At 69.7% G+C, this 14353-nt stretch carries 10 protein-coding genes; 8 read left to right on the forward strand and 2 right to left on the reverse strand.

Translation table 11 applies throughout. The features are described 5' to 3' along the window. Positions 1 to 175: 175 nt before the first annotated feature. The 7 genes from ACZ7SW_RS30290 (at position 176) to ACZ7SW_RS30320 (ending at position 8673) form a co-directional block, all read left to right on the forward strand. Positions 176 to 1567 carry an ABC transporter substrate-binding protein gene (locus ACZ7SW_RS30290; RefSeq protein ID WP_470233765.1) on the forward strand — a complete coding sequence of 464 codons (1392 nt, stop codon included), beginning with the start codon at positions 176 to 178 and terminating at the stop codon, positions 1565 to 1567. Continuing rightward, entirely contained in the window at positions 1567 to 2514 is a 948-nt protein-coding gene (locus ACZ7SW_RS30295; RefSeq protein WP_470233766.1) for a carbohydrate ABC transporter permease, read from the forward strand. The genes ACZ7SW_RS30290 and ACZ7SW_RS30295 overlap by 1 nt, the downstream gene beginning before the upstream one ends. A gap of 10 nt (positions 2515 to 2524) precedes the next feature. Beyond that, positions 2525 to 3454 carry a carbohydrate ABC transporter permease gene (locus ACZ7SW_RS30300; RefSeq protein WP_470233767.1) on the forward strand — a complete coding sequence of 310 codons (930 nt, stop codon included), beginning with the start codon at positions 2525 to 2527 and terminating at the stop codon, positions 3452 to 3454. Between the two features lie 7 nt (positions 3455 to 3461). Beyond that, positions 3462 to 4529, forward strand: coding sequence for an ABC transporter ATP-binding protein (locus ACZ7SW_RS30305; protein ID WP_470233768.1), 1068 nt, complete (start codon positions 3462 to 3464; stop codon positions 4527 to 4529). Next, positions 4526 to 6427: a DUF5107 domain-containing protein gene (locus ACZ7SW_RS30310; RefSeq protein ID WP_470233769.1), complete on the forward strand. Its 1902-nt coding sequence runs from the start codon at positions 4526 to 4528 to the stop codon at positions 6425 to 6427. Before ACZ7SW_RS30305 ends, ACZ7SW_RS30310 begins: the two co-directional genes overlap by 4 nt. 60 nt (positions 6428 to 6487) lie before the next feature. Beyond that, the gene (locus ACZ7SW_RS30315; RefSeq protein ID WP_470233770.1) at positions 6488 to 7264 is read left to right on the forward strand and encodes a DeoR/GlpR family DNA-binding transcription regulator; all 777 of its coding nucleotides are present in this window, start codon (positions 6488 to 6490) and stop codon (positions 7262 to 7264) included. 128 nt (positions 7265 to 7392) lie between these two features. Then, positions 7393 to 8673, forward strand: coding sequence for an ROK family transcriptional regulator (locus ACZ7SW_RS30320; protein ID WP_470233771.1), 1281 nt, complete (start codon positions 7393 to 7395; stop codon positions 8671 to 8673). A gap of 11 nt (positions 8674 to 8684) precedes the next feature. On the opposite strand, the gene ACZ7SW_RS30325 is transcribed toward ACZ7SW_RS30320, so the two are convergent. Together ACZ7SW_RS30325 and ACZ7SW_RS30330 are read right to left on the reverse strand one after the other, a co-directional pair. Then, complete coding sequence (locus ACZ7SW_RS30325; protein ID WP_470233772.1) at positions 8685 to 9422, reverse strand: DUF3472 domain-containing protein; 738 nt, start codon at positions 9420 to 9422, stop codon at positions 8685 to 8687. 46 nt (positions 9423 to 9468) lie between these two features. Beyond that, the gene (locus tag ACZ7SW_RS30330; protein WP_470233773.1) at positions 9469 to 11238 is read right to left on the reverse strand and encodes an RICIN domain-containing protein; all 1770 of its coding nucleotides are present in this window, start codon (positions 11236 to 11238) and stop codon (positions 9469 to 9471) included. Between the two features lie 450 nt (positions 11239 to 11688). On the opposite strand from ACZ7SW_RS30330, the gene ACZ7SW_RS30335 reads away from it, so the two are divergent. Continuing rightward, on the forward strand, positions 11689 to 13662 hold the full coding sequence (locus ACZ7SW_RS30335; RefSeq protein ID WP_470233774.1) for a TIM-barrel domain-containing protein: 1974 nt from the start codon (positions 11689 to 11691) through the stop codon (positions 13660 to 13662). The last annotated feature ends 691 nt before the right edge of the window (positions 13663 to 14353 follow it).

Consider the following 14353-nt stretch of genomic DNA (forward strand, 5'->3'; position numbering starts at 1 on the left):
GTTTCCTTTTTCGCGCCGCCGTTCCGCCTGACGCGGGCCGGAACGGGGCCTCCGGCGGGTCACGATGCCGAAGCGAAACTCGCAGGCGATGTTGACAAGTGATTGATAAGGACCAAAAATGCGCAGCAACACGCACCCGGTGTGTGATCTTTCGAACTCGATCAGGTGGTGGCTGATGCGGTTTCCCAAGCTTGTGGGCACGACCCTAGCGGCGGCGCTGGTGCTCGCCGGGTGCGGCGGCGGGGGCGCGGCGGACGAGGGCACCGGGGAGAACAAACTTCCCGGCGCGGCCGAATTCCTCTCCTCGCCCTGTCCGGAGCCCGCCGTGAAGCCCGCGGGCGGCGGCCAGCTCGTCTACTGGTCCATGTGGACCGCCGACGAGCCGCAGGGCAAGGTGCTGCAGAAGGCGCTGAAGTGCTTCCAGGAGAAGACCGGCGTCAAGGTCGACGTGCAGTGGCTGGGCCGCAAGGCCTACACCCAGAACCTCGTCCCCGCGCTCAACACCGGCACCGTGCCCGACCTGTTCGACCAGGACACCAGCAAGGTCGGCGCGGCGATCATGACCCCGGGCGGCACGCAGGGCCTCGACGACGTGCTCGGCATGAAGATCGGCGAGGGCGACAAGACCGTCAAGGACGTGCTCTCCCCGACCTCCTACGACTTCCCGCAGAACAAGGACCGCGAGGGGCACGTCTTCCTGATGCCTTACGAGGTCCAGTCCAGCGCCTGGTGGTACAACAAGACCGCGGGCGCGATCGCCGCCCCGAAGACGACCGACGAGCTGATCGGCCTGTTCGACAAGACGAAATCCGAGGGCAAGGCGGCGGTCAGCCAGGACGGCGACATCCCGTTCTACAACATGTACTACTTCACCCAGCTCGCCGAACGCTACGTAGGCGCGGGCGGGCTGGCGAAGGCGGCGCAGGACCCGACCGGCCGCGCGTGGACCGAGGTGCCGGGCTTCCGCGAGGCGGCCGCGCAGACCGCGCGGATCTCGAAGTACTTCATCGACGGCTGGGACGCGGCGAAGTTCCCGCAGATCCAGCAGCGCTGGGCGGACGGCGACGCCCGCTTCCTCTACGTCGGCACCTGGGCGCCCAGCGAGACCCGCGAATACCTGGACAAGCAGGGCGCGGGCACGAAGATCGACTACGGCTCGTTCCAGTTCCCGATGCCGCCCGGCGCGACGCACGACACCGTGGAGCAGATCCCGATCGGGTTCTCGGTCACCAAGAAGGCCAAGAACCCCGAAGCGGCCAAAGCGTTCATCGCCTACTTCCTCAACAAGGGCAACCTCGGCGGGATCCCCGCGGTGGCGGACAACCTGGTGCCCCGCCCCGATCTCCCGGTCCCGGACGACCTGAAGCCGGTCAAGACCGTGCTGGACGACCAAAAGAAGGAACACGTGCTGCAGTACGACGGCATCGACGCGATCGCGGGCGGCAAATGGCAGACCGACGTGTTCGACCCCGCGGACACCGCGCTGCTGAAGGGACAGCTCACCCCGGAGGCGTTCGTCGCCCAGCTCGCGCAGAAGTCCGCTGAGTTCTGGAAGAACCAGCACTGATGGCCACGGTCACCGCGGCGGCCCGGGGCGGGCGGCGGCCCGCGCTCGGGCCGCACCTGAGCCGCAAACGCAAGCTGTTCTGGCCCTTCGCCGCCCCGGCGCTCGCGCTCTACCTGGCGTTCCTGGTGCTGCCCACGATCGCGACCGTGGTGCTGAGCTTCACCAGCTGGTCCGGCGCGGGCGACACCCCTCGCCCGCAGGGGTTCGGGAACTACACGCGGATGTGGCAGAGCGATTCGTTCCGCTACGCCTTCGGCAACACGCTGATCTACGTCTTCCTCGGCGGGATCGGCACCTTCCTGCTCGCCTTCCTGTTCACCATGGTGCTGCGGGACATGCGCGGCGGGAAGGTCGTGCGGGCGATCCTGTTCTTCCCGAACATCGTCGCCCCGGTCGCGCTCGGCATGTTCCTCGGCTTCGTGTTCAAGTACCAGCCGGGCAAACAGGGGCTGGCGAACTACGCGCTGGAGCACCTCGGCGCGGACGCGGTGAAATTCCTCGCCCCGGAGAACGTGACCGGGGTGGTGACCGCGTCGCTGATCTGGGCCAGTTCCGGCTTCTACATCACCATCCTGATGGCCGCGGTGGACCAGATCCCGCCGCACCCGTACGAGGACGCGGACCTCGGCGGCGCCTCGCCGTGGCAGAAGTTCCGCTCCATCACGCTGCCGCTGACCTGGGACGTGGTGGGCGTGGCCGGGGTGCTGTGGACGATCAACGCGCTGAAGATCTTCGAACTCGTCTTCGTGCTCGCCGGCCCGGGCACCTACGCCCCGCCGAACCAGGCGTGGACGCTCGGCATCTACGTCTTCGACCGCACTTTCGGCTCGAACGGCACCCCCGACTTCGGCGCCGCCTGCGCCTGCGCGGTCGCGATGATCGCGCTCGTTTCGGTCCTCGTCGTGCTGCTGCGGCGGCTGATGCGCCGTGACGCCATCCAGTTCTGAAGGAGAACCCGTGTCCGTCACGGAAGCACCGCCGCGCGGCGCCGCACCGGGCAAGCCCCGGCGCACCCCGCCGCGCCGGCCCCGCCCGGCTCCGGGCAGCCGCGGGCTCAGCCCGCTGCGGCTGCTCGGCTCAGTGATCGTGTGGCTGTTCACCGCGGGCAACCTGCTGGTGCTGTACTGGCTGATCACCGCGTCGTTCAAGACCCCGGTCGAGATCTTCACCAAGCCGTTCGCCCTGCCGTACCAATGGTTCCACGTCGGCAAGCCGTTCCGGAACTTCGTCTACGCCTGGAACAACGCCGGCTTCGGCGACGCCGTGCTGTCCACAGTGGTCCTGGTCGGGCTGGCGACGATCGTCACGGTCGCGATCTCCGCGCCGTGCGCCTACGCGCTCACGCGGCTCGGGGTGCGCGGTTCGGGCCTGCTGACCAACGGCGTCGCGATCGGCATGGGGGTGCCGTTCCAGACCGTGATCATCCCGCTGTTCGTCGCGTTCAGCGAGATCCACCTGGACAACCAGTACGGGCTTTTCGTGCTCTACGTCGCGTTGTCGATCCCGTTCACGGTGTTCCTGCTGACCGGGTTCTTCCGCTCGCTGCCGGAAGAGATCGAGGAAGCCGCGGTGCTCGACGGAGCCTCGCCGGTGCGGGTCTTCGTGTCGGTGGTGCTTCCGCTGGCCCGCGGCGGCGTGATCACCGCGCTGACCCTCAACGCGATCGGGCTGTGGAACGAAACCCTGCTGGCGATCGTGTTCCTCAAGGACCAAGCCCATTTCACGCTGTCGCGCGCGCTGTTCACCTTCTACGGCGCGGCCAGCTACCAGTCCGAGTACGGCGGGCTGATCGCCGGGGTGGCGATCGTCGTGCTGCCCATGCTGGTGCTCTATGTCGTGCTCGCCCGCCGGATCATCACCGGCCTGACCCTCGGCGCCGGAAAGTAGGACCCTGATGGCCACCGTGAGCTTCACCGACACCACCCGCTATTACGCCGGGGTCGAGCGCCCCGCGGTGGACGGGCTCGACCTGGAGGTCGCCGACGGCGAGTTCCTCGTCCTGGTCGGCCCGTCCGGCTGCGGCAAATCGACCACCCTGCGGATGCTCGCCGGGCTGGAGGGCGTCGACGAGGGCGCGATCCACATCGGCGAGAAGGACGTCACCGCGCTGCCGCCGAAGGAACGGGACATCGCGATGGTGTTCCAGAACTACGCGCTCTACCCGCACATGACCGTCGCGGAGAACATCGGCTTCCACCTCAAGCTCGCGCGCATGCCGAAGGACGAACGCGAGCGCCGGGTCCGGCAAGCCGCGGAGACCTTGGACCTGACCGGATACCTCGACCGGCGGCCGGCGAAGCTGTCCGGCGGGCAGCGGCAGCGGGTCGCGATGGGGCGGGCGATCGTGCGCGAGCCGAGCGTGTTCCTGATGGACGAGCCGCTGTCCAATCTGGACGCCAAGCTGCGGGTGCAGACCCGCACGCAGATCGCGGCCCTGCAACGGCGGCTCGGCACCACCACGCTCTACGTCACGCACGACCAGATCGAAGCGATGACCATGGGCGACCGGGTGGCGGTGCTGCGCGACGGCGTGCTGCAGCAATGCGATTCCCCGGTCGGGCTGTTCGAGCGGCCGCGCAACGTGTTCGTCGCGGGCTTCATCGGCTCGCCCGCGATGAACCTCATCGAGACCACAGTGGACAGTTCCGGCGCGGCGGCGGGCGGCGGCACACTCCCGCTGACCCCGGCGCAGCGGTCCGCGCTGACCGGGCCCGGGATCGTCGTGGGCGTGCGGCCGGAAGGCTGGGAGATCGGCGGCGCCGGATACCGGGCGGTGGTCGAGGTCGTGGAAGAACTCGGCAGCGACCAGTACCTCTACTGCCGTGCCGGCGACCGGGTGTTCACCGTGCGGACGCCCGGGATGGCGCCCTGGCAGCGCGGCGCGGAGATCTCGCTGGCGCCGCGCACCGGGGCGGCGCACCTGTTCGACGCCGCCTCCGGCGAACGGCTGCCGGACGCATGACCACGATCTCCCGCACCGGACTGGTCCTGCCCGCGGCCGCGCTCGGCCCGGAAAACCCGTTGCCGCCGCTGGTCCGTTCCGAACCGGCGGCTTCGGTGGCCAATGCGGGCGAACTGCCCGCGGACCTCGCGGCCAACCTCGCCTACGGGCGGTTGGACACCGTGCTGCCGTACCGGACGCAGGACGGCTACGGCCGCGACCGGACCGAACAACGGCTGCCCGCGCTGGTGCTGGAGAACGACCGGCTGCGCGCGACCGTCCTTCCTGGACTCGGCGGGCGGCTGTACTCCTTGCTGGACAAGGAAACCGGCCGCGACCTGGTGTTCCGCAATCCGGTGTTCCAGCCGGCGAACCTGGCCCTGCGCGACGCGTGGTTCGCCGGCGGCGTCGAGTGGAATCTGGGCAGCACCGGGCACACCACGCTGACCTGCGCGCCGATGTTCGCCGCGGAAGTGCCCGGCCCCGGCGGCGAACCGGTGCTGCGGCTGTGGGAGTGGGAACGCACCCGCGACCTGCCCTACCAGCTGGACTTCTGGCTGCCCGAAGGATCGCCGCGGCTGTTCGTCGGCGTGCGGATCCGCAATCCGCACGACCGCGAGGCGCCGGTCTATTGGTGGTCCAACACCGCCGTGGCCCAGACCGCCGGGACCCGCGTGCTCGCCCCCGCCGCCAAGGCCTGGCACTACGGCTACTCCGGGCGGCTGGAACTCGTCGACGTCGCGGGCGAGGTGACCCGCCCCGCACGAGCGGAGGCAGCGGCCGACTATTTCTTCGAAGTCGACGGGCCGCCGTGGATCGCCGCGCTGGACGCGGCCGGGCACGGACTCGGCCAGGCGTCCACGACGCGGCTGCGCGGCCGGAAACTCTTCGTGTGGGGCGAATCCCCGGGCGGGCGGCACTGGCAGGATTGGCTCGCGCCCGGGACGGAGGGCTATCTCGAAATCCAGGCCGGGCTGGCGCGCACCCAGCTGGAACACCTGCCGCTGCCCGCGGGAGAGTCGTGGGACTGGCTCGAAAGCTACGGCCCGGTCTCCGCCGACCCCGAGATCGCGCACGGACCGGACTGGCCCGCCGCGCTCGGCGCGGTCGCCGCGCAGCTGCCCGCCGCGGAGGAACTGGACCGGCGGCACCGAGAATGGCGGGCGATCGCCGACACCGCGCCCGGCGAACTCCTGGCCGCCGGATCCGGCTGGGGCGCGCTGGAAATCCGCCGGATGCTGATCGACCTCCCCGGAACGCCGTTTCCCGAAGACAGCCTCGGCGCGGCCCAGCAGCCGTGGCTCGAACTGCTCGAAGGCGTGGCCCCGCAAGGAGATCCGGCCGCCGAACCACCGGTCACGCTGGTCAACCGGCACTGGGCCGAGCTGCTGGAAGCCGTGCCGGACGAGGGCTGGCTCACCTGGTACCACCGGGGAATCGCGCGCTGGGCGGCGGGCGACCGCGCCGGAGCGGTGCGGGCGTGGCACCGGTCGGCCGCGGCCGAGCCGAACGGCTGGGCGTGGCGGAATCTCGCCGTCGCCCAGCACGATCCGGCGCTCGCGGCGCGCGATTACCGCCGTGCCGCGGAACTGCTGCCCGAACTCGAACCGCTGGCGCTGGAAGCCGTCGCCGCGCACCTGGCCGCCGGGGATCCGGCGACGGCGCGGACCTTGCTCGAACCCTGGCCGGCGCGGGGCCGGTTCGCCTTGCTGCGAGCACGGGTCGCGCTCGCGCTCGGCGACCCGGAGGAGGCGCGCGAGGTGTACCGGCGCGGGTTCACCGTGCCCGGGATCCGCGAGGGCGAGACGTCGCTGAGCGACGTGTGGCACGCGATCTCCCCCGGCCCGCTGCCCGCCGAATACGATTTCCGGATGAAAGCGGACGGCGAGGCGGATGGGCGGAACGAGAGCGCCGGGTGAACAATGGCGCGGCGGAGGGCACGACAGCACCGGGACCGGCCGGAGGAGGGAGCGACACCGATGGCTCGGCACGAACGGTTGAGCACACTGCTGGATCTCTTGGCGGAGCGGGAGAAACTCGACGTCGAGGAAGTGGCCGCGGAGCTGAACGTCTCCGCCGCCACCATCCGCCGCGACCTCGACCACCTCGCCGAGCAGCAGCTGCTCACCCGCACCCACGGCGGAGCCGTCGCGAACGACCTGGCCTACGACCTGCCCCTGCGGTACAAGACCGCCCGCCACGCCCCGGAAAAGCAGCGGATCAGCTCGGCGGCGGCGGCGCTGGTGTCGAACGGGATGGTGGTCGGCCTCAACGGCGGCACCACGACCGCGGGCGTCGCCCGCGCGCTGGCCATGCGCGCGGACCTTTCCGACGCCCCGGGCCTCACCATCGTGACCAACGCCCTCAACATCGCGCACGAGCTGGCCGTGCGGCCGAACATGAAGATCGTGGTGACCGGAGGGGTGGCCCGTCCGCAGTCGTTCGAGCTGAGCGGTCCGCTGGCCACCCTGGTGCTCAGCCAGCTCAGCCTTGACCTGCTGTTCCTCGGCGTGGACGCGCTGCACCCGGAGGCCGGGGCGTTCGCCTGCCACGAGGGGGAAGCGGACATCAACCGGCTCATGGTGGCCAGCGCCTCGCGGGTGGTGGCGGTGACGGACAGCTCCAAACTCGGCCGCCGCGCCTTCGCCCGCATCTGCGACGTTTCCGAGATCCACGAAGTGGTGACCGACTCCGACGCCGACCCCGACCTCACCGCCGCGCTGAAGGCCGCCGGGGTCCCGGTGCAGATCGCCTGACCAGCCCCCTTCCCCCGGCGGCAGCGTCCGGTCGGGCAGCGCCGGTTCGGCTATGGTCGGGGGACGGGGACGCGTCCGGATCGGACCGCCCCGGCGGAGAACCGAACGCGACGTGACCGGAGGGGAGCGTGCGCCGAGACGCGGCTTCGGCCGATACGCCCGGCTTCCGTCCGCTGCCCGGCGGCCGGGCTTCGCTGCGGGCAGCCAACCTCTCCCGGGTCCTGACGCACCTGCGCGCGCGGGGACCGCGCTCGCGCACGCAGCTTTCCGAGGATCTCGACCTGCCGAAGGCGACCGTTTCCGCGCTGGTGAACGAGCTCGCGGCGCGCGAACTGGTCCAGGCGGGGGAAGCCAGCCGCGACGGCGCGATCGGACGGCCGCAGCAAGCGGTCGAACTGCACGGCGCGCATCTGGCCGGGGTCGGGATCGAGGTCAGCGCGGGCTACGTCCGGGCGATGGCGGTGAATCTGCGCGGAGAAGTGCTCGACCATCAGCACCGGACGATCGAGACCCCCGCGGAGTCCGGTGCCGTCCTGGACACGATCGCCGGGCTCGCCGGCCGCGCGATGAGCACGGTCCGTTCGAACGGCGTCGACGTCGTCGGGATCACCGTCGCCTCCCCCGGCGAAATCGACCCGGCCGCCGGAGTCGTGGCGTTCGCCGCGAACCTGGGCTGGAAACAGCTGCCGCTGCGGAAAGAACTGACCGCCCGGCTCGGTCGCGGCGCACCGCCGGTGGGCGTGGGCAACGACGCCAAGCTCGGCGCGGTCGCCGAATACGCCGTCGTCGCGGGCGAGGGGATCCGCGATCTCCTATACCTCACCGGGGACACCGGAATCGGCGCCGGAATCATCGCCGGAGGGCGTCCCCTGCCGGGCAGCACCGGCAACGCGGGCGAAGTCGGCCACATGCCGCTCACGCCGGGCGGCGAACTGTGCGCCTGCGGCCGCCGCGGCTGCTGGGAAACCATGGTCGGCCTGGCGGCGCTGATGCGCCACGCCGCCGATCCTGAAGACCCGGTCCGCGACCCCCGCCGCGACCTCGAAGACCGGCTCGCCGAGATCCGCGCCCGCGCGCTGGCGGGCGACGACCGCACGCGGACCGCCCTCGACGGGATCGGCTCCGATCTCGGGCTCGGCGTCGGCCTGCTGATCGACGTGCTGAACCCGCAAACAGTGGTGCTCGGCGGGTACTTCTCGGTCCTCGGCGACCTGCTGCTCCCCACCGCCCGTCAGGTGATCGACAGGCAGGTCATGGCACCCGCCGCCAGCGCGTGCGAACTGCGGGTCTCGACCCTCGGCTTCACCAGCGCGGCGCTGGGAGCCGCGCAGACCGTCCTCGACGAAGTGTTCCGCGACCCCGGCGCGGTCGCGGTGCGCGACCGCGCCGGGGTTCCGGCCCGCCGGTGAACAGGCCCGGGTCAGGGCCGCGGCCCGTCCTCGTGCCGGGCGCCGTCCGCGCTGATCGTCACCTTCGCGAGGTCCGTGCAGGTGTCGCTAGTGGACGGTGTGCCGTACTTCCCGATCCCGGCGCTGGTCCGGGGAACGCCGAACAGCAGCCGCGAGTACTTCGCGTCTGAGCACTTGGTCGCCGGGTTGTTCCAGTCGTAGTACTCGGTCCAGCTGTCGAACGAACCCGCCTTGATGTCGTTGCCGCCGGGGAACCCGATCGTGCCGAGCACCGTGGTGGTTCCGGCCGTCAGGTCCGTCGCCAGGAACCGCCAGCTGCCGTCGTCCTGGCGCACCCCGCTCAGCTCGTACTGGTGCCCGGCTACCGGGCGGGAATCGTTGCGGCAGGTCTTGCCCGTTCCTCCTTCGCTGAAGTCGCCGCAGTACGAACCGTGGTCGCCCGGCGTCGCGCTGGCCCCGTTCCAGACCGAGACCAGGAACATGCCGTTGCCGTCCGCGTGGGTCTGGAATCCGAGGTAGCCGCTGGCGGAACCGGTGAAGCTGAACTGCGTCGACCAATAGGCGTTGTAGTTTCCCGGATCGTGCTCCAGATTCATCGGCATGGTGAACCAGCTGACATCGCCCGGGGCCGACCACGGCGAGTACGTCCCCGGTGTTTGGCCGGTGGCCGCGTCCGCGACGGGGCCGGACAGCGCGGTGGCTGCCAGAGCAGTGGTGAGAACGGCGAAAAGCTTTGTCCGGTAGGGCATTACAGCACCTCTTCGCATCGGTTTCGGTTGCCTCGGACTGCTTCGGCTAGCCGTGCGTCGGGACCAGACTGAGGATCTGCTCGGCCGCGGTGCGCGTCCCTCCGACCGGGCTGCCGGTCGTGTTCGTCCAGGACCGTTGCGGCGTGGTCTCCGACTGACGGCCCCCTTGAGCGGAAAGCCCGAGCACGAGCCCGCTGTACCGGTTGACCAAACGGTATCCCCCATTTCCGAGCGGGACGACGAACCACTGCTGCCCGGCCGAACCGTTGCCCGCAGCCGCTTCCGCGACGCTGGGCCGGGTTCCCCAGGCCCGGTTCGCCGGAGTGGCTGGCACCCCGAGCGACAGACCGGTAGCGGCGTTGACGATGCGGTACGCACCGTCGCCGGTCGGGACGAAACGCCATCCGGCCAGCCCGCCGGGGGCGAAGAACGCCGAAGTGGTGGCCGAACTGCCCCGGACCTGCGTCAGCACTCGCCCGGCGCCGCTGGCGATACGGTAGGTCTTGGCCGGGTCGACCGGCTTCGCCGGAGTTCCGTCCACTGTGTACTCGGCGTATTCGCCGTCGGAACTCGCGCATTGGATGGAGCAGTAGGAACGGAAGGTCTTGCCGACGATCGTCGAATTCGTCTTGCTGGCGTTGTCCACCATCCACCGGTACCAGGAATCGGATTTGTACGCGCCGGTGTCGCCGAGCAGCCGCCATTTCTGGGTGGCCAGGTCGTCGGTGACGTAAAGCTGCTGCGGCGCGGGACGGCTCTGGTCGACCACCTCGGGCTCGCCGATGTAGCGGCCGAGATGGGCGTCGTAGGCGATGTTCATGACTGTCAGCGGCGATTTCGGCGGGAGCAGCCCCGCCGCGACCTGCTGGTCGGGATTCCCGGCGCGGGAGGGATCATAGTCGTTATCCGGCGGCGTGTAGCCGTTCGGATGGGCGGAGTCGACCGGCGCCATGTTGCTTTCCTTACCGCCGACCCCGGGCTGCGACCAGGCGCCGTCGTACCATTTCTGCCAAGTGCCGGTGCCCATTTTCCCGGACATCGGCGCCCGCGCCACGTGCGCCAGGGAAACCATCTGCCCGCCCGCCCCGGCCTTGGGGACGATGCGGGAGCCGTAATAGACGTAGAAATAGCCGGACTTCGGATCCGCGAACAGCCGCGGATCACCGTCGCCGTAATCGAAAGTCTGCTGGGGGAACGCCTCGGTGTCGCCGCGTTTCGTCGAATACGGCGACGTGATCGCGTGCCCCTTGATCTGCCAGGTGCGGCCGCGGTCGGCGGAGACCGCCCAGTCGATCGCGTCGTAGTGCGAGAACGAGTAGGCGCCGAACGGCTCTGGCGTGAACTCGTTGTGCACCAAGCCGTACCAGTCGCCAGTGTCCGGATCGACCCAGGCGCCCACCAGATCGCAGAAGTTCTTCTGCGTATAGCCCGATCCGGCGGGCGGGCCGGTGGCTTCCTTCCCGGTCGGGCTGGTGTTGCACCGCCACGTGGTGTCGTTGTTGCGGTCCCGGGGTTCGGCCGGATTCACCGCGTTGCTCAACTCCGCCGATTTGGCCGCCGTATCGAAGTCCGTGCCGGTGTAGAACTCCCATTCCCGCGGGCCGTCCTTTCCGTACAGGGCGGCGGATTGCTGGAAGTAGAAAGTCCCGTCGCGATCGAGGAACGAGGACGCGGGCGTGTCGGTCGGAAAGGCGTAGGAACCCGTCGCCCCGACCGACACGGTCGCCGGCGCCGCGGCTCCCGCGTCCGGAACCCCGACGAGACCCGCCGAGACCGCCGCCGCGACAGCGAGCGCGCGAAGCGGGGATGTGGTCATGACCGTTTCCCTCCAGCCGAGCCGGCCAGCCCGCCCTTGCATGAGGGCAGCCAAAGGTGATCATCAAGCCGCTGACCTGCGGATAATTTGTTCAAACAGTGTGATAACTCGCCGATGCGGTGTCAAGGAACACTTTGCGTGAGCGCCGGGGCCGGTCCGGAGCCTCGGTTGCGGCCGTGGGGCGAACCCTGGAGCGACCGGATCGCCGACGGCTTGCGCGGGCCGCCCACTGAAGCAACCCCTGCCGCTGCATGCACGCTCTACGCGCAAGACCTCGCCCGCCTCTGTCACCCGGCTCGCACACCTCAGCCGCCGCGTCCCGACGTCGAGACACCGCAACCCGGACACCCGCCGCAGCCCGCACACCTTGACAAACCCCCGGCTACTGTGTGCTTATTATTGCACCTTCTGACCGCACATCGAGCAGTTTCCCTCAACTCCGGAGGCGCTGTGCATCGACGACTGGCATCCGCGGCGGCCGCGCTGATCCTCACCGGCTCCGTCGCGGCTCCCGCCGCCGCGAACCCGCTCTCGTCGGTCTCGGTGCCGCGCGGTCCCGATTCCCCCGGCTATCAGCTGCGCATCGACACCGCCCGGCTGGGCGTCACCGTGTCGCGCGGCGGCGAACAGGTGCTGCGCACCGCGACCGACGCGTTCACCTTCGACGGCGGCGTGGCGACCCGGGTGCGGTCGATCTCCCGGGACGGCGAGACCGTCGTCGCCAAGGCGGACAGCACCGCGGGCCGCCAGGTGACTCTGCGAGTAACGCCGCGAGCGGACCGATTCGAGCTGAACTGGTCAGTCGACGGCCTCGCCGCCGGGCAGCGAGCGACCCATTTCGATCTGGCGGCGTCCGGACATTGGTACGGCGGCGGGGAAACCAGCGAGGGGAAGGCCCAGCCGTACCCGCTTTCCGCCGGCACCGTCGACGAGCCGGGGTTCTCCCCCGCCAGCTACATGATGCAGGAGCCGTACTTCTTCACCTCGAAGTCGGTCGGCCTCTTCGTCCGCACCGCGCAGCCGATGAAGGTCGCGCTCGCACAGGGGCGCGCCGACCTGACCGTGACGAATTCCGCGGAGTATTCGAGCACGATCTTCGTGGAATCGAACCGCCGCGCGGTGTACGACGACTACCTCGGCGAAGTCGGCAAGCCCGCCAAGAGCGACGCGACCGGCACCGAGTTCGCGAGTCCACTGTGGAATTCGTGGGCGCAGTACTACCGGAACATCGACCAGGACAAGGTTCTCGCCTGGGCACGCGAACTGAAAGCGGCGGGCGTCGCCGGGCACACCGTGCAGCTCGACGACAAATGGGAATCCAACTACGGCAACCTGACATTCGACGCGAAGACCTTCCCGGACCCGAAGAAACTGGCCGCCGACGTCCACGCCATGGGCCAGAAGTTCGGACTGTGGACGACGTTCTGGATCAACCTCGACTCGGCGAACTACGCCTACGCCCGCGACCACGGTTATCTGGTGCGCGCCAAGGGAAGCACGACCGAACCGTGCACCGTGACGTGGTGGAACGGCACCGCGGGCATCATCGACCTCGGCAACCCGCAGGCACGCGACTGGTACGCCGGCAACCTGCGAAAGCTGATGGCGGACTACGGCGTCGACGGCTTCAAATTCGACACCCGCTTCTTCGACGACCGCTGCGCCACCACCGGAAACCTGACCCCGCAGGACTACCAGAAGCTAGGCGCGGACATGACCGACGCGTTCGACCAGCAGGGCGCGGGCATCCGCACGCACTGGGGCAATCAGCGCTACGGTTTCGTAACCCGCGCAGTCGACGCGGACACAACGTGGGACGGCCTCCGCACATCACTGCGCCGCGCCTCGGCGATCTCGGCCGACGGCTACCCCTTCGTGGAAACGGACATGATCGGCGGGTCCAACAGCATGCCGCCGCCCTCGCGCGAGGTGCTCGTGCGCTGGGCTCAAGCCGCTTCGCTGATGCCGCTGATGTACGCCTCCACCTCTCCAGTGCGCACGATCGACACCACGACCGGCAAACCAGTCTCCTACCCACCCGACACAGCGAAGCTCTACGCCGACGCGGTCCGGACCCACGCGAAGCTGGCTGACTACCTCAAAACCCAAGTGCGCCAAGCAATCGCCGACGGCACCCCCATCATGCGGCCGGTGTACTTCGACTTCCCCGCCGACCACCGCTTCGACACCATCGACGACGAGTGGCTGCTAGGCCCCGCCCTGCTCGCGGCCCCGATGATCACCGCAGGAACCACACGAGACGTCGTCCTGCCCGCCGGACTGTGGTTCGACCCCCGCACCAAACGAATCGAACCAGGCGGCCGAACGCTGCACGGCTACGCGACCCCACTGGACACGACGCCCATGTTCGTCCGGATCGGAGCTCCGGGCTGGACCGGACTCGTCGCGGCGCTGACGCGCTGACGTCCGCAACCGCCAGCATCGCGGATTGCTGAGCCAACGCCGGAGCACAGTGGGGTGACGACGATTTGAGCGATGAGCAATTACCGGCATCGCGAGCTTCCCGGATCCGAAGCGGCGGCAGCCCCGCTCCCGGGCTTCCCCGCGCTACGCTCGACGGCGCTCAGTGACAACCTTCGGCCCGGTCGCGCACACGCTGACGCAGCCACGCCGGGCAGAGAGCGGCGTTCCGCGGTGCGGTCGCCGCTGTCGGCTCTCGCACCCCGAGGACCGGCGAGCCGGGACAATGTCCAGCTTCTTCCTGGTGGTCTATCTCAGGATCTCGGTCCCGGTGGTGCTGGCCGGTGCCGCATCCGCCCGATGGACCTGCGCGCTTCGGCACTGGCCTTCGCCGGGTCGTCGCCGTCCTTCCCGTCGTAGCGCTGCTCGCGACCGGGTCCCGCGCCTGCAGCTCGGCTTGAATGGAATCGGCACGGATTCCCGCTCACCGCCCGCTGCGCACCAGAGTGCTTCACCCGGCCGCGGGCGTGCCGAGATCGACTGGGACCCGATCGGTCTCGCGGTGCCGGACCTGAAGGTACGAGACGGCACCGACCGCGATCACCGCGACAGGCAGCGCCAGGGCCCGGCCGCATCGCCTCAACCACCCCCTGCCCGAACACCGACGGCGGCCTGCTTTCTTCCGACCCCACCA

Source organism: Amycolatopsis sp. NPDC114484, from assembly GCF_055633755.1.

Excerpts from the sequence above, each read along its gene's own strand:
- ACZ7SW_RS30290 (WP_470233765.1), top strand. The coding sequence starts at position 176 with ATGCGGTTTCCCAAGCTTGTGGGCACGACCCTAGCGGCGGCGCTGGTG.
- ACZ7SW_RS30295 (WP_470233766.1), top strand. The coding sequence starts at position 1,567 with ATGGCCACGGTCACCGCGGCGGCCCGGGGCGGGCGGCGGCCCGCGCTC.
- ACZ7SW_RS30305 (WP_470233768.1), top strand. The coding sequence starts at position 3,462 with ATGGCCACCGTGAGCTTCACCGACACCACCCGCTATTACGCCGGGGTC.
- ACZ7SW_RS30310 (WP_470233769.1), top strand. The coding sequence starts at position 4,526 with ATGACCACGATCTCCCGCACCGGACTGGTCCTGCCCGCGGCCGCGCTC.
- ACZ7SW_RS30315 (WP_470233770.1), top strand. The coding sequence starts at position 6,488 with ATGGCTCGGCACGAACGGTTGAGCACACTGCTGGATCTCTTGGCGGAG.
- ACZ7SW_RS30325 (WP_470233772.1), bottom strand. The coding sequence starts at position 9,422 with ATGCCCTACCGGACAAAGCTTTTCGCCGTTCTCACCACTGCTCTGGCA.
- ACZ7SW_RS30330 (WP_470233773.1), bottom strand. The coding sequence starts at position 11,238 with ATGACCACATCCCCGCTTCGCGCGCTCGCTGTCGCGGCGGCGGTCTCG.